This is a genomic window from Aeromonas mytilicola subsp. aquatica (genome assembly GCF_044336385.1).
Lineage (GTDB): Bacteria > Pseudomonadota > Gammaproteobacteria > Enterobacterales > Aeromonadaceae > Aeromonas > Aeromonas rivipollensis.
Window position 1 is genome coordinate 336,317 of sequence record NZ_CP172298.1, and the last position, 17,496, is coordinate 353,812.

The window sequence follows — 17,496 nt, forward strand, 5'->3', positions numbered from 1 at the left end:
CTGAGCGGGTGAGTGATGACTCGCATTTTTGTCGCGCCTGATTGACTGGCGACAGTTTGAGCGCTTGCCCATTGGGGTGGGCATTGGTAAAGTTAGCCGGTTTTCTGCACCTCCAAATTCTTAGGATTTCCCGTAGCCATGTTCAAAAAGCTCAGAGGCGTCTTTTCCAACGATCTGTCGATCGATTTGGGAACTGCCAACACCCTGATCTACGTAAAAGATCAAGGGATCGTCCTTAACGAACCCTCAGTTGTCGCCATTCGCCAAGAGCGCGGGAACGCCAAATCGGTCGCTGCCGTCGGTCATGCCGCCAAGCAGATGCTGGGTCGTACCCCTGGTAACATCTCAGCCATTCGTCCGATGAAGGACGGCGTGATCGCCGACTTCTACGTGACCGAGAAGATGCTGCAGCACTTCATCAAGCAGGTTCACGACAACAACTATTTCCGCCCCAGCCCCCGTGTGCTGGTGTGCGTGCCGTGCGGCTCCACCCAGGTCGAGCGCCGTGCCATCAAGGAATCCGCGCTGGGCGCCGGTGCCCGCGAGGTTTACCTGATCGACGAACCCATGGCCGCCGCCATCGGTGCCGGCTTGCCGGTTTCCGAAGCAACAGGTTCCATGGTGGTTGACATCGGTGGTGGTACCACTGAAGTGGCCATCATCTCCCTGAACGGCGTGGTCTACTCCCAGTCAGTGCGTATCGGTGGCGACAAGTTTGATGAAGCCATCATCAGCTACGTGCGCCGCAACTACGGCAGCCTGATCGGGGAAGCCACCGCCGAGCGCATCAAGCACGAGATCGGCTCCGCCTACCCGGGCGAAGAGGTGCGCGAGATTGAAGTTCGTGGTCGTAACCTGGCCGAGGGTGTGCCCCGTAGCTTCACCCTGAACTCCAACGAGATCCTGGAAGCGCTGCAAGAGCCGCTGTCCGGCATCGTCTCCGCCGTCATGGTGGCCCTGGAGCAGTCCCCGCCCGAGCTGGCGTCCGACATCTCCGAGCGCGGCATGGTGCTGACCGGTGGCGGCGCCCTGCTCAAAGACATCGACCGTCTGCTGATGGAAGAGACCGGCATCCCGGTCGTCGTGGCTGAAGATCCCCTCACCTGTGTCGCCCGTGGCGGTGGCAAGGCGCTGGAGCTGATCGATATGCACGGTGGCGATCTGTTCCACTACGAATAAGACCCAAAGCCGGCCGAGCGCCGGCTCTTTTTTGACGACTCATGAAACCCATCTTTGGTAGAGGCCCTTCGCTTCAGTTACGGTTGTTTCTCGCCGTCATCATCTCTGTCGCTGCCATCGTCGCGGATTCCCGCTTCGGTGTGTTCACGCACGTCCGCGTCTATCTGAGTTCCCTCGTCAGCCCGCTGCAATACATCGCCAATGCGCCAGGTACCCTGCTCGACACCATGTCGACCCAGGTGCAGACCCGATCCAGCCTGATTGAGCAGACCAAGCAGCAGGAGCAGCAGCTGTTCACCCTGCGCTCCCGCTTGCTCAAGCTGGATCAGCTGGAGCACGAGAACCAGCGCCTGCGCGAGCTGCTCGGTTCGCCGGTGCACAAGGAGTCCCGCAAGATGGTGGCCGAGCTGCTGTCGGTGGATTCCGACCCCTTCAGCCATCAGGTGCTGATCAACAAGGGGGCGCTGGACGGCGTCTATAACGGCCAGCCGGTGATCAACGATCAGGGGGTGGTCGGCCAGGTGCTCCACGTGGGCTCCACCACCAGCCGCGTCCTGCTCATCACCGACTCCAGCCACGGCATTCCGGTGCGGGTGCTGCGCAACGATCTGCGCGCCATCGCCTCCGGCAGCGGCGAGCTGGACAAGCTGGAGCTGCGCAACCTGCCGCGCAACACCGACGTCCAGGTCGGCGATCTGCTGGTCACCTCGGGCCTCGGCGGCCGCTTCCCGGAAGGTTATCCGGTGGCGACCGTGACCCGATCCGATTACGTGGAGGGCAAGCCCTTCGCCCAGATCGAGGCCAGGCCCCTGGTGGCGCTGGACAGGCTGCGTTACCTGCTGCTGCTGTGGACCGACAAGAAGCCGGAAGTGCATGACGACGAGGCCATGACGCCGGCGGCGGCGCCCTCTGCGGCGACGGCCACCTCGGCGGCGGAGGCGACGCGCTGATGCTGCAACCCGCCAGCGGCAGGATCTGGATCTGGATCTCGATCCTGCTGGCCCTGTGCCTCTCGATCCTGCCGCTTCCCTTTCAATTCGAACCCTTCAGGCCGGACTGGCTCGCCATGGTGCTCATCTACTGGGCGCTGGCGTTGCCGCACCGCACCAACGTCGGCACCGCCTGGGTGGCGGGCCTGCTGCTGGATGTGCTGCTCGGCAGCACCCTCGGCGTGCGGGCCATGGCCATGGCCATCACCACCTATCTGGCGGCCTTCCAGTTCCAGAAGATCCGCAACTTCTCCCTCTGGCAGCAGGCGCTGATCATCGGTCTGCTCTCCCTGGTGGGCAAGATCACCGTGTTCTGGGCCGAGCATCTGTTCAGCCGTGCCAGCCTCAACCTGGCCTATTTTTGGTCGACGTTGACAACGATGTTAATATGGCCCTGGATTTTTATGGTCTTGCGCAAGGTACGCCGTCGCTTCAATATCAAGTGAACATGAGCAAAAACAACGGATTGTAACTGCGTCTCATCTCATTGAGTGAATATGAACAAGCACAACGAACTGCAACTCTATCTCGCCTCGGGCTCGCCCCGCCGGCATGAACTGCTGACCCAGCTGGGCTACCGTTTCGAGGTGCTCAGGCTGGATGTGCCCGAGCAGCGGGAAGCGGGCGAAAAGCCCCAGGATTACGTCTGCCGGCTCGCCCGTGACAAGGCGATGGCCGGTGTGGCCGCGGCCCCGACCGCATTGCCTGTGCTGGGCGCCGACACCATAGTGGTGCTGGGGGACAGGGTGCTGGAGAAACCCTCCGACCTGCTCGATGCCAAAGACATGCTGGAGGCGCTCTCCGGCAAGGTCCATCAGGTGATGACGGCGGTGGCACTGGCCACCCCGGAGCGCTGCGACGTGCGGCTGGTGACTACCAATGTGGCGTTTCGCAAGCTGGACGAGGCCGAGATCGAGGCCTACTGGCGCACGGGTGAACCCTGCGACAAGGCCGGTGCCTATGCCATCCAGGGAATAGCCGGCAAGTTCGTCAGCCGCATCGAGGGGAGCTACAGCGCCGTGGTCGGCCTGCCCCTGCTGGAGACGGATCTGTTGATCAAGCAGCACCTCGAGCAGACTCGGTAATCCCCTCGTCAGCAGTTCGCTGCTGAGTTACCCATTGTTCGTCGTGCCAGAATTCAAAACTAGAAAGGCAAGGTAACTTATGTCAGTAGAACTGCTGGTGAACGTCACCCCCTCAGAGACCCGGGTCGCCTTGGTCGAGAACGGGCTGCTGCAGGAAGTGCATGTAGAACGTCAGGCCAAGCGCGGCATAGTGGGCAACATCTACAAGGGCAAGATCAGCCGTGTGCTGCCCGGCATGCAGGCCGCCTTCGTCGACATCGGCATGGACAAGGCCGCCTTCCTGCACGCCTCCGACATAGTGCCCCACACCGAGTGCGTGGCGATCAAGGAGAAGGAGCAGTTCCAGGCGGGCAACATCGCCGAGCTGGTGCGCCAGGGCCAGGACATCATGGTGCAGGTGGTGAAAGATCCCCTGGGCACCAAGGGGGCCCGCCTCACCACCGACATCACACTGCCGTCCCGCTACCTGGTCTTCATGCCGGGCAGTGCCCACGTCGGCGTCTCCCAGCGCATCGAGTCCGAAGCTGAGCGGGAACGCCTCAAGCGCACTGTGGCGGGCTATGTGGACGAGCTGGGTGGCTACATCATCCGCACCGCCGCCGAAGGGGTGGGGGAGCAGGAGCTGGAGCAGGACGCCGCCTTCCTCAAGCGGTTGTGGCGCAAGATCCTGGAGCGCAAGCAGAAGTACCCGCCCTGCAAGATCCTCTACGAGGATCCCAGCCTGGCCTTCCGGGTGGTGCGCGACTTCGTCGGCGCCGAGCTCGACAAGATCCGGGTCGACTCGCGCCAGAGCTTCGAGCTGCTCTCGCACTTCACCGGGGAGTATGTGCCCGAGCTCGCGAACAAGCTGGAGTACTACTCCGGCGAGTCGCCCATCTTCGATCTCTACGACGTGGAGAACGAGATCCAGCGCGCCCTGGAGCGCAAGGTGGAGCTGAAATCCGGCGGCTACCTCATCATCGACCAGACCGAAGCCATGACCACGGTGGACATCAACACAGGTGCCTTCGTGGGCCATCGCAACCTGGAAGAGACCATCTTCAACACCAACGTCGAGGCCACCGCCGCCATCGCCCGCCACCTGCGGTTGCGCAACCTCGGCGGCATCATCATCATCGACTTCATCGACATGCAGTCCGAGGATCACCGCCGCCGGGTGCTCCACAGCCTGGAGCTGGCGCTGGCGAAAGACCGCGCCAAGACCAACGTCAACGGCTTCTCCCAGCTCGGGCTGGTGGAGATGACCCGCAAGCGCACCCGGGAGAGCCTGGAGCACGTGCTCTGCTCCGAATGCCCCGAGTGCAAGGGGCGTGGCCGGGTCAAGACGGTGGAGTCGGTCTGCTTCGAGATCCTGCGGGAGATCATCCGGGTCAACCGCGCCTACGATGCGGATCAGTTCACCGTCTATGCGGCCCCCTCGGTGGCCGATTACCTGCGGGGGGAGGAGTCCCACAGTCTGGCCGAGCTGGAAGTCTTCATCGGCAAGCAGGTCAGGGTGGTGACGGAGCCGCTCTGTGGGCAGGAACAATTCGATGTGGTGATGATGTAATTGATCTACCGCTGGCTGAGTCGGGGCTGGTTAGCCCTCGGGGTCTTCTTCGTGCTGCTGGCCATCCTGGTCAGCGTGGTACGCCTTGGCGGCCCCCTGCTCAACCAGCACAGGCAGGCACTGATCGCCACCCTGCTCGGCGACAGCCAGCTGGAGGTGAGCGTCGAGCACGTCGGGTTGAGCTGGACCCAGCGCGGCCCGGCCCTCGAGCTGCAAGGGCTGGCCATCGCACCCGATTCGGGGCGCTTCTCCCTGCGCCTTGGCAAGGTGTGGGCCCACCTCGACTTCTGGCGCTCCCTCAACGACTGGAAACCGGTGTTCGGCCAGCTGTTGCTGAGCGACGGCGACATAGCGCTGGATCTGGCGCAGCCAGCCGCCCCGACCGGCGAGAAGAGCCCGGATCAGCAGCGGGCCCTGCTGCGCTTCCTGCTGACCCAGCTCTCCACCTTCGACATTCATGACAGCCGCCTGAGCGTGACCACGGCGCTCGGAGAGGTGCGCGCCCTCAACATCGCCCAGCTGCGCTGGCAGAATCGCGGCAAGCGCCATCAGGGGGTGGGCAAGGCCTACCTCATCAACGGGGTGGGCGAGAGCGCCATCGATCTCATCATCGACGTGGATGCCCCGCAAGTGCGCCTCGACAGGCTCAAGGGCCAGCTCTACCTGGGGGCCAGCGAGCTGGACATCAGCCCCATGCTGGCGCGGATCCACGCCGGCGAACCCAAGGTGACCGGCCAGCTCGACTTCCAGCTGTGGAGCGAGTTTGAGGGGGGCAGGCTCGGCAACTCCCTGCTGGCCTTTGGCAACAACCACCTGATCTGGAAGGACGAGCTCAAGGGCGAGCCGCACCGGCTCGATCTGCAGGGGGGCAAGATCCAGCTGCGGCGCGACGGTGAGGAGTGGCAGCTCGCCAGCCATTACGTGACCTTCAAGCTCGATGGGGCGACCTGGCTGCAGAGCCGGTTGCAGCTCGAGCGGGTCGGCTCCCGCATCCAGGGCTATGTGCCCGCCATCGATCTCAACCAGATGGCCAACCTGAGCCAGCTGGTCTCGGGCCTCTATCCCGGCCTGGCCGAGACCCTCAAGCACACCCAGCCCAAGGGCAAGGTGCAGGAGCTGGTGCTGCAGGCCGATGGCGACTGGCAGGGGCTCTCCCTGAGCGGGCAGCTCAGGGGCTTCGAGACCAAGGCCTGGCACGACGTGCCAGGGCTGCAGAAACTGGATGGCGACTTCTGGCTGACCCCGGCCGGGGGCAGCGCCCGCCTGACCCTGGGCAAGGGCAAGGTGGATCCCGCCCGTCACTTCAAGGTGCCTATCCCGGTCGACAGCCTCTTTGCGCGCCTCGACTGGTGGCGCGAGACGCAAGGCTGGGTGCTCTACGGCCAGGATATAGCGCTGGATAACGAGGACTTGACCCTCGCCAGCCGCTTCCGTCTCGAGCTGTTCGAGCACCCCTTCCTCGCCCTGACCGGCCGCATCGACGTGAAGAATGCGGCCCATGCGGATCGCTACTATCCGCTGGCCGTGATGAGCGACGGCCTGGTGGACTACCTGAGCGGCGCCATCAAGGGGGGCAAGGCCAAGGGGGCCGATCTGCTCTGGTATGGGGAGTTCCGCGACTTCCCCTACGACAACGGCAAGGGGGTCTTCCAGGTCGCCGTGCCGCTGGAGCAGGCCACCTACGAGTTCTTCCCCGGTTGGCTGCCGCTCACCGAGCTGCAGATAGACCTCCTGTTCCAGAACGCGGGTCTGGACATGCGCAGCAGCGCCACCCGGCTCGGCAAGGCCAGATCCGACGCTGTGCATGCCTGGATCCCGGATCTCTCCCCCGGGGCGCACCTCTACGTGGATGCCAAGGTCCAGGGGGAGGGGCAGGCCATCAGCGGTTACCTGCAGGACTCTCCCCTCGCGGGCTCCGTGGGTCAGGCGCTGCGGGAGATCGAGATCCGCGGCCCCATGGATGGCACGGTCAAGCTGGACATACCGCTGGGTGGCAAGGGCGAGGTCAAGGCCAGCGGAGAGGCGAACTTCCATGACAACAGCGTCAGGATCGCCACCCTGGATCTGCCCCTGGAGAAGGTGCAGGGACGGCTCGAATATGACAACGAGCACACGCACTTCAGCAACCTCAAGGCCAGCCTGTGGAACCAGCCGCTGACCCTGGATTACCGGGGCAAGCAGCTGCCCCACGGCTATCAGGCGGATCTCAAGTTCAAGGGACTCTGGGACAGCAGTCGCCAGCGCCAGGACATTCCCGCCCTCGAGATGCTCAAGGGGCGCAGCAACTGGACGGGGACCCTGGGGCTGACCCTGCCCGAGAACAAGGCCTTCAGCTTCCAGCTGGCGCTGGACTCCAACCTGCAGGGGATGGGGCTGGATCTGCCGGTGCCGCTGACCAAGGCGCCCGGGAGCCGGCTCCCCCTCAAGGTGACGGCACGGGGCCGCGACGGCAGTGCCGACATTCGCGCCGTGCTGGGGGCCGATGTGGATATGCAGAGCCGGCTGGTGTACGGCGAGGGGGCTCCCTACCTCAGCCGGGTGCGGGTCAACGTCGGTCAGCCCGGGGCCAGGGTGCTGCAAGACAAGCCCATGCTGCTCGCCATCAATCAGCCCCAGGCCGACGTGGCCGGCTGGCTGGCACGGCTCACGCGCTGGTTGCCGGGCAAGGGGGCGGGGAGCAGCGGCAATGCGGTGGTCGGCCCCGCCTTCCTGCCTCAGGAGTGGTGGGTCGATGGTCTGCTCGCCCGGGCCGATATCGGCAGCGCCAACCTCAAGGCGGTGCACTTCACTGTGGGGCCGGTGAACCTGGCCACCGAGGTGATGATCGACAGCCCCGAGGTGATGGGGGTAGTGCGCATTCCCGTGACGGACAGGCAGCCCATAGACGCCAAGTTCGCCCGTATTCACTGGTCAGGCAAGGGATCCGATCTCAGCCCCGAGCCCGATGCGAGGCAGGACAAGGCCATCATGGATGCCATTCCCTGGCTCACCTTCAGCTGCGTGGATTGTCGCTTCGGCGCCTTGCCGCTCGGGGAGCTCAAAGGGGAACTGGTGCCAGGCGCCAACCGGCTCGCTCTCAAGGAGCTGGAGATGCGGCTCGCCGGCAGCACCCTGAGCGGCAGCGCCGAGTGGCTGGCGCAGCCCGGCCAGATGCAGACCCGGGCCCGCGCCCACCTCAGCACCCAGAACAGCGAGTTGCTGCTCAAGCGGCTCGGCTTCACCTCGCCCATAGGCGACGCGCCTGGCAAGCTGGCACTGGATCTGAGCTGGCGTGACGTGCCCTACCGGCTGGACTTGCCGACCCTGGCAGGCAGTGCAGATTACCAGCTGGAGGGGGGCACACTGCGGGAGGTCAACGACAAGGGCGCGCGCCTGCTCTCCCTGCTGAGCCTCGACTCCCTGATGCGCAAGCTGCGCCTCGATTTTCGCGATGTGTTCGACAAGGGTTTCTACTTCGAGTCCATGTCGGCCTCCGCCAAGATCAAGCAGGGGGTGGTGGAGAACAACGATTTCTACATGAAGGGGGCCGCGGGCAACCTGCGTGGCGAGGGCATCGCCGATCTGGTGCGCTGGCGTCTCGATTACGATCTGAGCTTCTCCCCGAACCTGGGCGGCACACTGCCGGTGGTGGCTGCGTTCTCGCTGACCCCGATCACCGGGCTCTATGTGCTGGCGCTCTCCAAGCTGCTGGAGCCTGTGGTGGATGTGGTGACCCGCATCGACTTCCGGGTCTCGGGCCCGCTGGACTCCCCCAAGCTGATCGAGGCCGGCCGGGATCGCGCCCGCATCAAGCTCAACCAGCAGCAGAAGCAGGCGGTGGATGCGGTGGCGCCCAACCTGCCCGCCGAGGAGGTCAGCCCCTTCCTGCTGACCCCCAAGCACGGCGGGCCAGCCCAGCGCTGAGGAGTGGCGTCCGGTGCCAAAATCCTTTCGTCCCGGGCCCGAACCCCTCATAGTGCTGGGAGTCCCCCGCGAGCCGAGGATGCAGAGTCCGGCGGCTTGCCCCATCACAAGGAGCGCGTCATGTGGCTAGCCGCCATACAGTTGATCTCGGGCCGTCACTGGCAGGATAACAAGGCACAGATTGCCGCCGAGCTGGCGGCGCTGCCCAAGGAGCGCCCCTTGTTGGTGCTGCTGCCGGAAAACTTCGCCCTGTTCGGCGAGCGCCAGGGCTATCTGGATGGGGCCGAACCCCTGGGAGATGGCCCAATCCAGCAGCAACTGGCCAATTGGGCCAAAACCCACGGCATCTGGCTGGTGGCCGGGGCCATGCCCACCACCATCGCCGGTTCCGACCATATCCACACCAGCTCCCTGGTGTTCGCTCCCGACGGCGAGCTCAAAGGCCACTACCACAAGATCCACCTGTTCGACGTGGACGTGGCGGACAACCACGGCCGCTACCGGGAGTCGGAGACCTTCAGCCCCGGTCAGGAGTACGTGGTGGTGGACTCTCCCTTTGGTCCCCTCGGCCTCTCTATCTGTTATGATCTGCGCTTCCCCGAGCTCTATCGCCAGCTGGCCCGTGCCGGTGCCCGGGTGCTGCTGGTGCCTGCCGCCTTCACCGCCGTGACCGGGGAGGCGCACTGGGAGCCGCTGCTGCGGGCCCGCGCCATCGAGAACCAGTGCTATGTGGTGGCCGCCAATCAGGGGGGCAGCCACGAGACGGGGCGTCAGACCTGGGGCCACAGCATGGTGATCGATCCCTGGGGCCGGGTGCTGGCCTGCCAGGATTCGGGCACAGCCACTGTGCTGGTGAAGATGGAGCCCGGCCTTGTCGACGAATTGAAACGCACCATGCCCGTGCTGCAACACGCCCGGTTGCTGTGATTCTGGGGTGTTGATTGACCTAGGGTGCAACAAGCGAAGCGCATTGCACCTGTGTCGATCTTGGGGTTGGCGATGGACTTCACTTCGTTCATTGCACCCGACGAATACGAACTTGTCACCGGGCCACACCGGATGAATTCACCGTTACGACGTCTCGCATCGAGAGTGGAGAGAAAGATTGAGTCTATTGAGCCAGGTTAGTGCCTCCTTGTTGGCCCCGAACGATCTCGACGAAGGGCGCCTGCAGCAGTTGCTCGGCAGCCTGATGAGCCATCAGGTGGAGTTCGGCGACCTCTATTTCCAGCGCAGCTGGCACGAGTCCTGGATGCTGGAAGACGGCATCGTCAAGGATGGCAGCTACAACATCGACCAAGGGGTCGGGGTGCGCGCCGTCAGCGGCGAGAAGACCGGCTTCGCCTACTCGGACGAGCTGAGCCTGCTGGCCCTGCAACAGTCGGTGACCGCCGCCCGCGGCATAGCCGCCGCCGGCGCCCAGGGCAAGGTGAAGGCCTGGGCTCGCACCGAGGCCAACCTGCTCTATCCCGCCATGGACCCGCTGCAGACCCTCGACAAGCAGCAGAAGATTGCCCTGCTGGAGCAGATGGACAAGTTCGCCAGAAGCCTGGATCCCGCCATCAATCAGGTGATGGCCTCCATCAGCGGCGTCTATGAAGAGATACTGGTGGCCGCCACCGATGGCACCCTGGCCGCCGACGTGCGCCCCCTGGTGCGCCTCTCGGTGACCGTCATCGCCGAGAAGGGGGATCGCCGGGAGCGCGGCAGCGCCGGCGGCGGTGGCCGCTTCGGTTACGACTATTTCCTGGAGCTGGACGGGCTGGAGAGCCGCGCCTTCGGCTATGTGCGCGAAGCGGTGCGCCAGGCGCTGGTGAACCTCGAGGCCATAGATGCGCCGGCCGGCACCATGCCGGTGGTGCTGGGGGCCGGCTGGCCCGGTGTGCTGCTGCACGAGGCGGTGGGCCACGGCCTGGAGGGGGACTTCAACCGCAAGGGCTCGTCCGCCTTCGCCGGTCGCATCGGCGAGCAGGTCGCCTCCAGGCACTGCACCATAGTCGATGATGGTACCCTGGTGGGCCGACGCGGCTCCGTCTCAATCGACGACGAGGGCACCCCGGGGGGCTACAACGTGCTGATCGAGAACGGCATCCTCAAGGGCTACCTGCAGGACAAGCAGAACGCCCGGCTGATGGGGGTGCCACTCACCGGCAACGGTCGCCGCGAATCCTACGCCGCCCTGCCGATGCCGCGCATGACCAACACTTACATGCTGGCGGGTCAGCACGATCCGGCGGAGATCATCGCCTCGGTGAAGAAGGGCATCTATGCCCCCAACTTCGGTGGCGGTCAGGTGGACATCACCTCCGGCAAGTTCGTCTTCTCCGCCTCCGAGGCCTACCTCATCGAGGATGGCAAGATCACCGCCCCCATCAAGGGCGCAACGCTTATCGGCAACGGCCCAGAGGCCATGAGCCAGGTCTCCATGGTGGGCAGCGATCTTGCGCTGGATCGCGGGGTCGGGGTCTGTGGCAAGGAGGGGCAGAGCGTGCCGGTCGGCGTCGGTCAGCCCACGCTCAAGCTGGATCAGCTCACAGTGGGCGGCACTTCCTAGGTTGGTTTGGCCGCGCAGTGGCATGACCCTACACCACCAAACCCCGGCCGCAGCCGGGGTTTTGTTTTCTCTGGGGCGCACAAATAAAAACCCCGGTCAGTGGACCGGGGTGGGTGAAGGGGGTTGATGGGGCTCAGTTGGCCGATATGGCACGGGCGTCGATATAGAATCGCGCGTTGCCCTGGGGATCTATCCTGATCTGGGCGACCAGCCGATCGCTTCGCTTGTATTCCCACCTGCTCTTGATCCGGGTCAGGGCGGGGCTGACGGCCCCGACCACGTTCAGATATTCGTGAAACAGGCTGTAGCTTCCAATCTCGGTCAGCATCTTTTCCATTTGCATGTCTCCTCAAGTGATTGGGTCTGCGCGGGTCACGTTAGCAGCGACCCTCTGAACCTTGCCTGTACAAAAAACACACTACTCCATCCGTGGGCAGGCAACATGATCAGGCGCAAGTTCGGCGACGATCCTCGAGCTGAGATGACAGCGTTTTCAGTCAGGGCTGGCGCGCGGCGGGCAGATGATCGAGGGCGGCGGATGCGTGTGACTGCGCCGGGGCCGTCTGCACAGCGGGCGCACCGTGGAACACGGGATCCTGCGCCACCTCCTTGATGCCGTTGATGCAGAACTGCATGCCCATGCACACCAGCAGGAAGCCCATGATGCGGGTCATGGCGTCTATGCCTGTGGCACCGAGGATCTTGCAGACCGGATCCGCCAGCTTGAGCACCCCCCAGCTGAGCAGGCTCATCAGGGCGAAGGCGGTCACCATGGCGGCATAGATGACGAAACGGTTGTACTCGTCGGGCAGCTCGGCAATCTGGGCGGCGCCGCTGATCACCAGGGCCATGGTGCCCGGCCCGCACATGCTGGGCATGGTGAGCGGCACGAAGGCGATGCTCTGGTTGATGTCGACCCCGGCGGACTGGCTGGGGGCGGGGAACAGCATGCGAAAACCGATGAAAGCGATGATGAGGCCACCGGCCAGCCGCAGGCCGGGAATGGAGATCCCGAACAGATCCAGGATGGAGGAGCCGATGAAGAAGCTGACGCAGAGGGTGGCGAACAGATAGATGGCGGCCAGGTTGATCTGGCGGCGTACGTGCTCACGGGACATGCCCTTGCTCAATCCCAGCAGCAGGGTAGCCGTGGTGGGGGGATTGACCATGGGCAGCAGCGCGAGCAAGGCGATGAATACGACCTGGAAAAACATCTTGCACCTCGGGGTGGTTGAAAAACAACAGGGCCAGACGCGGGTCTGGCCTTAAGGGGGGGCTACTCTACGGCAGCCAGGCTGAATATAGCCGGAACGAAGGGGCCCCGACAGTCCGGGGCCCGCATCTGTCAGGCGGTTTGTGGCGTGACCTGACGCTGAGTGCGCTGGCGCAGCCAGAGCCAGAGACCCAGCACGAAGCCGAGGGCCGCCAGACTGACCACATAGTGGGAGGGCGCCAGCACGTCGTTCTTCATCCACAGCGTCACCAGCATGGGAGTGAGTCCGCCGAAGATGGCGTAGGCCACGTTGTAGGAGAACGACAGCCCGGAGAAGCGCACCACGGGCGGGAAGGCGTTGACCATGACATAGGGCACGGCGCCGACTATCCCCACCGCAAAGCCTGCCAGTATGTAGAGCGGCACCAGCTGATCCATGCCCGCCGCCAGGCCGTGGTAGAAGGCATAGGTGGCACCGGCCAGCAGCAATGAGCCCAGGACGAAGGTGGGGCCGCTGCCGAGGCTGTCTATCAGGCGGCCGTAGAAGATGCAGCCCAGGGTGAGGGCGACTATGGCCAGGGAGTTGGCGGTCAGGGCATCGGCCGGGCTGATGCCGTGGACCTTCTGCAGATAGGTCGGGGTCATCAGGATCACCACCACTATGCCGGCGGAGAGCAGCCAGGTCAGCAGCATGGAGACGATGACGCTGCCCTTGTGTTCACGGAGCACCGTCTTGAGGGGCAGCTCCTCGGCCAGGGCCTTGTTGGCCTGCATCTCGGCGAAGACAGGGGTCTCGTGCAGCCAGCGGCGCAGGTACATGGCGACTATGCCGAACACACCGCCGAGCACGAAGGCCAGACGCCAGCCCCACTCGCTCACCTCCACCGGGCTCATGCCGCGGTTGATGGCGGTGGCCACCAGAGAGCCGAGCAGTATGCCGGCGGTCAGCCCTGCGGTGAGGGTGCCGCAGGCGACGCCGACCCGACGGGCGGGCACGTGTTCGGCCACGAAGACCCAGGCCCCCGGGACCTCGCCCCCGATGGCGGCCCCTTGCAGGATCCGCAGCAGCAGCAACAGCAGCGGGGCGGCGATGCCGAGGGTGGCATAGGTGGGCAGCAGGCCGATCAGCAGGGTCGGCAGCGCCATCAAGATGATGCTGAGGGTGAACATGCGCTTGCGGCCGATGAGATCGCCGAAGTGGGCCATGATGATGCCCCCCAGCGGGCGGGCCAGGTAACCGGCGGCGAAGATGCCGAAGGTCTGGAACTGGCGCAACCACTCGGGGATGTCGGCCGGGAAGAAGAGCTCGCCTATCACCACGGCGAAGAAGACGAAGATGATGAAGTCGTAGAATTCGAGGGCGCCGCCCAGTGCCGCCAGGCTTAAGGTCTTGTAATCCTGTCGGTTGAGGGGGCGATTGTGATCGTGTGTGCCGGTAACTGTGGTCATATCCTTATGTTTCCCATCGTTTTTTTAGTTATTCTCCCCCATGCTCTGCGGGGATACGCTCACCCACGAGGGTATGCTTTTGTATCCCAGGAAGTAAATCGCACAATTCGCAACACTGTCTTGCAGCACCTTGCGGCAAGGGATTGGAGAGGTCATGACGAAGAAAAAGGTACTGCTCTCCTGGAGCAGCGGAAAAGACAGCGCCTGGGCCCTGCATCGCTTGCGCCAGGATCCGGCGATCGAGGTGGTGGGGCTCTTCACCACCCTGAATCAGGCGTTCGAGCGGGTGGCCATGCACGGGGTGCGCAAGCAGTTGCTGACGGAGCAGGCCGCGTGCGTGGGGTTGCCACTGCACTGCATCGATCTGCCCTGGCCCTGCAGCAACGAGGACTATGGCCGGGTCATGGCCAGCTTCATCGAGGATGTGCTGGCCATGGGGATCCGCCACATGGCATTCGGGGATCTCTTCCTCGAGGATGTGCGCGCCTATAGAGAGAAACAGCTGGCGGGCACGGGCATAGCGCCGCTGTTCCCGCTCTGGGGCAGCGACACGAGGGAGCTGGCGCAGCAGATGATGGCCGCTGGCCTCAAGGCCAGGGTCTGCACCCTGGATCCCGGCAAGCTGGATGCCAGCCTGGGTGGGCACGAGTTCGATCCGACCCTGCTGGCGGCCCTGCCCGCCGGGGTGGATCCCTGCGGCGAGAACGGCGAGTTCCACACCCTGGCCTTTGATGGCCCCATGTTCCAGCGGCCCCTGGCCATCCGGGTGGGGGAGACAGTGGTGCGGGACGGCTTCGTCTTTACCGATCTGCTGCCAGGCGAGGCCCCCTGAGGGCTAGTTGCCCGGGAGGGCGGCAGACCCATCTCCCGTCTGCTGAATGCAACAAGGCCGGATCCCTGGGGATCCGGCCTTGTCGTCTGGCCCGGCTCAGCGGGCGGCGAAGGTGTCGCAGCTGGCGGGCTTGCCGCTGTCGAAGCCCTTCTTGAACCAGGCGAGGCGCTGGGCCGAGCTGCCGTGGGTGAAGCTGTCCGGCACCACCCGGCCCTGACCCCGCTGCTGCAGGCGGTCGTCACCTATGGCCTGGGCGGCGTTGAGGGCCTCCTCCAGATCGCCGTGCTCCAGCACCTGTTCCCGCTCCATATGGTGGCCCCAGACGCCGGCGAAGCAGTCGGCCTGCAGCTCGAGTTTGACCGACAGCCTGTTCTGCGCGGCCTGGCTCAACCCCTGCTGTTGCTGACGCACCTTGGTCGAGATGCCGAGCAGGTGCTGCACGTGGTGGCCCACCTCGTGGGCGACCACATAGCCCTGGGCGAAGTCGCCATCGGCCCCCAGCTTGTCGCGCATGTCCTGATAGAAGGAGAGATCTATGTAGACAGTGCTGTCCGCCGGGCAGTAGAAGGGGCCCATCACCGACTGGCCCTGGCCGCAGCCGGTCTGGGTGGCGCCGCGATAGAGCACCAGCCTGGGAGGCTGATACTGGCTGCCGCTTTGGGAGAAGATCGCGCCCCAGGTATCTTCGGTGGAGGCGAGCATCACTGAGGTGAATCTGGCCAGGGGATCGCTGGCCGGCTGAGACACATTCTGGCGCGGCGCCTGGCTCTGCTGGGACGGTTCGTCGAGCAAGGGGCTGAGATCCACGCCGTAGTAACCCGCCACCATCACCACCACGATCAGGATGAGGCGCCCCTTGCCACCTATGGGCAGGCCGCCGCCCCCGCTGCCACCGCCTTCCTGGCGCCTGTCCTCCACATTGCTGCTCTCACGGCGATTTTGCCAGCGCATATCTGCCTACTCCCGTCATTGGTGGTGGCAGTAATGATAATGGCTGGTCGTCCGCCTTGCCTGATGAGGGGCGTTATTCGGCCCAGGGCATCTCGGGCAGGCTGTCGAGAAACTCGGCGTAGCGGGTCAGGTTGAAGGGGCCCTGATCCGCCTCCATGGCCATCAGCTCGGCACCCAGGGCGCAGGCGATGTATTGCAGCGCCTCGTCCCGCGGGGTGCCCTTCATCACCAGCCGCATCAGGGTGGCTTTCACCTGCAGGGGATGGCCGTCGGCGAGCTGGTTTTCAACCATTTCCAGCAGCGTCTGTTCGTCAAAGAATTCGGTGTCGTCCGTCATGGGGAATGTCCTGCTTGTTGTTCTGTGGGATAGGGCGGGCAGTATAGCCGGAACCGCCGCGCGACTCATGTGGCAGGGACTAAATGTCGGCTGCGGTCGGCCGGCTTGCGGTCCATGACGGCCTCCTTTTGGCCGGGGATCTTGCCAAGCGCCCGTCATGGGGGCAGTCTTGATGGCTGTTGTTCCCACCACACGAGCCTTTGCCATGATCCTCTCCGAGCGCCTCGCCCTGCGCGAATTAACCACGGTTGACGCCCCCTTTATCCTCGAGTTGCTCAACGACGGCGACTTCCACCGCTACATAGGCGATCGCGGGGTGCGCACCCTGAGTGACGCCGAAGAGTACATACAACAGGGGCCGGCGGTCAGCTATGCCCGTCATGGGCATGGTCTCTATCTGGTGATGCGACGGGAAGACGAGGCCAGGATCGGCATCTGCGGGCTCATCAAGCGCGATACCCTGCCGTGCGAAGACATAGGCTACGCCTTCCTGCCTGCCTATCGCGGTCAGGGTTACGGCATAGAGGCGGCACGGGCGGCGTTGCTGGATGGGCGGGAGCGGCTCGGCATCGAGCGGGTCATCGCCATCGTCACCCCGGGCAACCAGCGATCTGTGGCGCTGCTGGGCAAGCTGGGTCTGGTGCGCAGCCGTCTGGTCAGGTTGAGCGAGGATGCCGACGAGTGTCTGTTGCTGGAAGCGGCCGATATCCAGGCCTGCACTGTCTGAGGGATGGCAGGGCCGTCAATCAGAAGAGGGGATCACAAGGCTGGAGGCGAGGGAGACAAGGGGGCCGCCGTGAGTTGCGGCCTGTCTGCATCTGAGGCTGCCGGTGGGCAGGATCAGTTGAGCTCTTCGATGGAGAACTCGCCAGGGATACCATCACAGGAGATGGCGAAGCCACCGCTGGAGCGGGTGCTGAACTGGATCAGAAACGCATCATAGTCATGCTCTTGCACGGGCAGGTTGATGGGTTTGCTGCGACGCAGGGGTTTGTGTGTCTGTACGGCTTTCATCATGGTATTTCTCTATATAAATTAAATAGTTGCTCCTTGTTTGGCAAATGTTAGGTCAATAGACGCGGTCAGAATCCGCGCAGGAATACCCAGCCCGAGTCACGGGCGTCTGCACTATCAAGGAATATGCGGATGCATAGTTCAAATTGGGTGGGCAGATCGGGTCTGCACCGTGAGAGCCGGGCAACGCAGGCAGACAGCCTGACGGTTCTCAAGGCGAGTAAATCAGAGGAAGGTTATGTGGGTACTGGCAGGATTCATCTAACGTTGAAGCATTGCGAACATAAACAGGGCTGATTAACTAGCCGGCGCGCATTCTCTCCTCGAAATGAATAAAAAGCAAACACTAATTGTGAGATGTCGTGACGGTGGCACATTTTTCACTGCCACGCCACCAACGAAAAGGGCTCCCGAGGGAGCCCTTCTGCTGTTGCCAGTCAC

Annotated in this window: 16 protein-coding genes; 10 read left to right on the forward strand and 6 right to left on the reverse strand. The window is 64.1% G+C overall.

All coding sequences use genetic code 11. The features are described from left to right. Nucleotides 1–138: 138 nt before the first annotated feature. The 8 genes from ACFWHB_RS01660 to tldD all read left to right on the forward strand — a co-directional run bounded on the left by ACFWHB_RS01660 (nt 139) and on the right by tldD (nt 11,259). The gene (locus ACFWHB_RS01660; RefSeq protein WP_005308111.1) at nt 139–1,179 is read left to right on the forward strand and encodes a rod shape-determining protein; all 1,041 of its coding nucleotides are present in this window, start codon (nt 139–141) and stop codon (nt 1,177–1,179) included. A gap of 41 nt (nt 1,180–1,220) precedes the next feature. Further along, on the forward strand, nt 1,221–2,129 hold the full coding sequence (mreC, locus tag ACFWHB_RS01665; RefSeq protein WP_234569464.1) for a rod shape-determining protein MreC: 909 nt from the start codon (nt 1,221–1,223) through the stop codon (nt 2,127–2,129). Further along, a complete protein-coding gene (gene mreD / locus ACFWHB_RS01670) occupies nt 2,129–2,614 on the forward strand; it encodes a rod shape-determining protein MreD (RefSeq protein WP_025325450.1) in 486 nt (161 codons plus the stop codon). The genes mreC and mreD overlap by 1 nt, the downstream gene beginning before the upstream one ends. A gap of 51 nt (nt 2,615–2,665) precedes the next feature. Then, nucleotides 2,666–3,253: a Maf family protein gene (locus ACFWHB_RS01675; protein ID WP_106885186.1), complete on the forward strand. Its 588-nt coding sequence runs from the start codon at nt 2,666–2,668 to the stop codon at nt 3,251–3,253. A 79-nt stretch (nt 3,254–3,332) separates the two neighbouring features. Continuing rightward, entirely contained in the window at nt 3,333–4,802 is a 1,470-nt protein-coding gene (rng, locus tag ACFWHB_RS01680) for a ribonuclease G (RefSeq protein ID WP_025325452.1), read from the forward strand. Beyond that, nucleotides 4,803–8,705, forward strand: coding sequence for a YhdP family protein (locus ACFWHB_RS01685; protein ID WP_395949340.1), 3,903 nt, complete (start codon nt 4,803–4,805; stop codon nt 8,703–8,705). It begins immediately after the preceding gene. Between the two features lie 120 nt (nt 8,706–8,825). After that, entirely contained in the window at nt 8,826–9,632 is an 807-nt protein-coding gene (locus ACFWHB_RS01690) for a carbon-nitrogen hydrolase family protein (RefSeq protein WP_395949341.1), read from the forward strand. A 178-nt stretch (nt 9,633–9,810) separates the two neighbouring features. Further along, nucleotides 9,811–11,259, forward strand: a complete 1,449-nt coding sequence (tldD, locus tag ACFWHB_RS01695; protein ID WP_168236258.1) for a metalloprotease TldD — start codon at nt 9,811–9,813, stop codon at nt 11,257–11,259. Between the two features lie 133 nt (nt 11,260–11,392). Here tldD and ACFWHB_RS01700 read toward each other — a convergent pair whose 3' ends face one another. From ACFWHB_RS01700 to ACFWHB_RS01710, 3 genes are all read right to left on the reverse strand, one after another. Then, nucleotides 11,393–11,596, reverse strand: a complete 204-nt coding sequence (locus ACFWHB_RS01700) for a hypothetical protein (RefSeq protein ID WP_025325456.1) — start codon at nt 11,594–11,596, stop codon at nt 11,393–11,395. Between the two features lie 160 nt (nt 11,597–11,756). Continuing rightward, a complete protein-coding gene (locus ACFWHB_RS01705) occupies nt 11,757–12,473 on the reverse strand; it encodes a MarC family NAAT transporter (RefSeq protein ID WP_106885181.1) in 717 nt (238 codons plus the stop codon). A gap of 131 nt (nt 12,474–12,604) precedes the next feature. Continuing rightward, nucleotides 12,605–13,921, reverse strand: coding sequence for an MFS transporter (locus tag ACFWHB_RS01710; protein ID WP_395949343.1), 1,317 nt, complete (start codon nt 13,919–13,921; stop codon nt 12,605–12,607). Nucleotides 13,922–14,075: 154 nt separating this feature from the next. On the opposite strand from ACFWHB_RS01710, the gene ACFWHB_RS01715 reads away from it, so the two are divergent. Beyond that, nucleotides 14,076–14,753 carry an ATP-binding protein gene (locus ACFWHB_RS01715; RefSeq protein WP_395949344.1) on the forward strand — a complete coding sequence of 226 codons (678 nt, stop codon included), beginning with the start codon at nt 14,076–14,078 and terminating at the stop codon, nt 14,751–14,753. Nucleotides 14,754–14,849: 96 nt separating this feature from the next. On the opposite strand, the gene ACFWHB_RS01720 is transcribed toward ACFWHB_RS01715, so the two are convergent. After that, nucleotides 14,850–15,704, reverse strand: coding sequence for a KPN_02809 family neutral zinc metallopeptidase (locus tag ACFWHB_RS01720; RefSeq protein WP_303806813.1), 855 nt, complete (start codon nt 15,702–15,704; stop codon nt 14,850–14,852). 73 nt (nt 15,705–15,777) lie between these two features. Further along, nucleotides 15,778–16,041, reverse strand: a complete 264-nt coding sequence (locus ACFWHB_RS01725; RefSeq protein ID WP_106885177.1) for a hypothetical protein — start codon at nt 16,039–16,041, stop codon at nt 15,778–15,780. Nucleotides 16,042–16,246: 205 nt separating this feature from the next. On the opposite strand from ACFWHB_RS01725, the gene ACFWHB_RS01730 reads away from it, so the two are divergent. After that, complete coding sequence (locus tag ACFWHB_RS01730; RefSeq protein ID WP_395950161.1) at nt 16,247–16,768, forward strand: GNAT family N-acetyltransferase; 522 nt, start codon at nt 16,247–16,249, stop codon at nt 16,766–16,768. Nucleotides 16,769–16,881: 113 nt separating this feature from the next. Here ACFWHB_RS01730 and ACFWHB_RS01735 read toward each other — a convergent pair whose 3' ends face one another. Beyond that, on the reverse strand, nt 16,882–17,058 hold the full coding sequence (locus tag ACFWHB_RS01735; protein ID WP_005326732.1) for a hypothetical protein: 177 nt from the start codon (nt 17,056–17,058) through the stop codon (nt 16,882–16,884). Nucleotides 17,059–17,496 lie beyond the last annotated feature (438 nt).

Excerpts from the sequence above, each read along its gene's own strand:
- ACFWHB_RS01710 (WP_395949343.1), bottom strand. The coding sequence starts at position 13,921 with ATGACCACAGTTACCGGCACACACGATCACAATCGCCCCCTCAACCGA.
- ACFWHB_RS01660 (WP_005308111.1), top strand. The coding sequence starts at position 139 with ATGTTCAAAAAGCTCAGAGGCGTCTTTTCCAACGATCTGTCGATCGAT.
- ACFWHB_RS01735 (WP_005326732.1), bottom strand. The coding sequence starts at position 17,058 with ATGATGAAAGCCGTACAGACACACAAACCCCTGCGTCGCAGCAAACCC.
- ACFWHB_RS01705 (WP_106885181.1), bottom strand. The coding sequence starts at position 12,473 with ATGTTTTTCCAGGTCGTATTCATCGCCTTGCTCGCGCTGCTGCCCATG.
- ACFWHB_RS01725 (WP_106885177.1), bottom strand. The coding sequence starts at position 16,041 with ATGACGGACGACACCGAATTCTTTGACGAACAGACGCTGCTGGAAATG.
- ACFWHB_RS01700 (WP_025325456.1), bottom strand. The coding sequence starts at position 11,596 with ATGGAAAAGATGCTGACCGAGATTGGAAGCTACAGCCTGTTTCACGAA.
- mreC (WP_234569464.1), top strand. The coding sequence starts at position 1,221 with ATGAAACCCATCTTTGGTAGAGGCCCTTCGCTTCAGTTACGGTTGTTT.
- mreD (WP_025325450.1), top strand. The coding sequence starts at position 2,129 with ATGCTGCAACCCGCCAGCGGCAGGATCTGGATCTGGATCTCGATCCTG.
- ACFWHB_RS01715 (WP_395949344.1), top strand. The coding sequence starts at position 14,076 with ATGACGAAGAAAAAGGTACTGCTCTCCTGGAGCAGCGGAAAAGACAGC.
- ACFWHB_RS01690 (WP_395949341.1), top strand. The coding sequence starts at position 8,826 with ATGTGGCTAGCCGCCATACAGTTGATCTCGGGCCGTCACTGGCAGGAT.
- rng (WP_025325452.1), top strand. The coding sequence starts at position 3,333 with ATGTCAGTAGAACTGCTGGTGAACGTCACCCCCTCAGAGACCCGGGTC.
- ACFWHB_RS01730 (WP_395950161.1), top strand. The coding sequence starts at position 16,247 with ATGATCCTCTCCGAGCGCCTCGCCCTGCGCGAATTAACCACGGTTGAC.
- ACFWHB_RS01675 (WP_106885186.1), top strand. The coding sequence starts at position 2,666 with ATGAACAAGCACAACGAACTGCAACTCTATCTCGCCTCGGGCTCGCCC.
- ACFWHB_RS01720 (WP_303806813.1), bottom strand. The coding sequence starts at position 15,704 with ATGCGCTGGCAAAATCGCCGTGAGAGCAGCAATGTGGAGGACAGGCGC.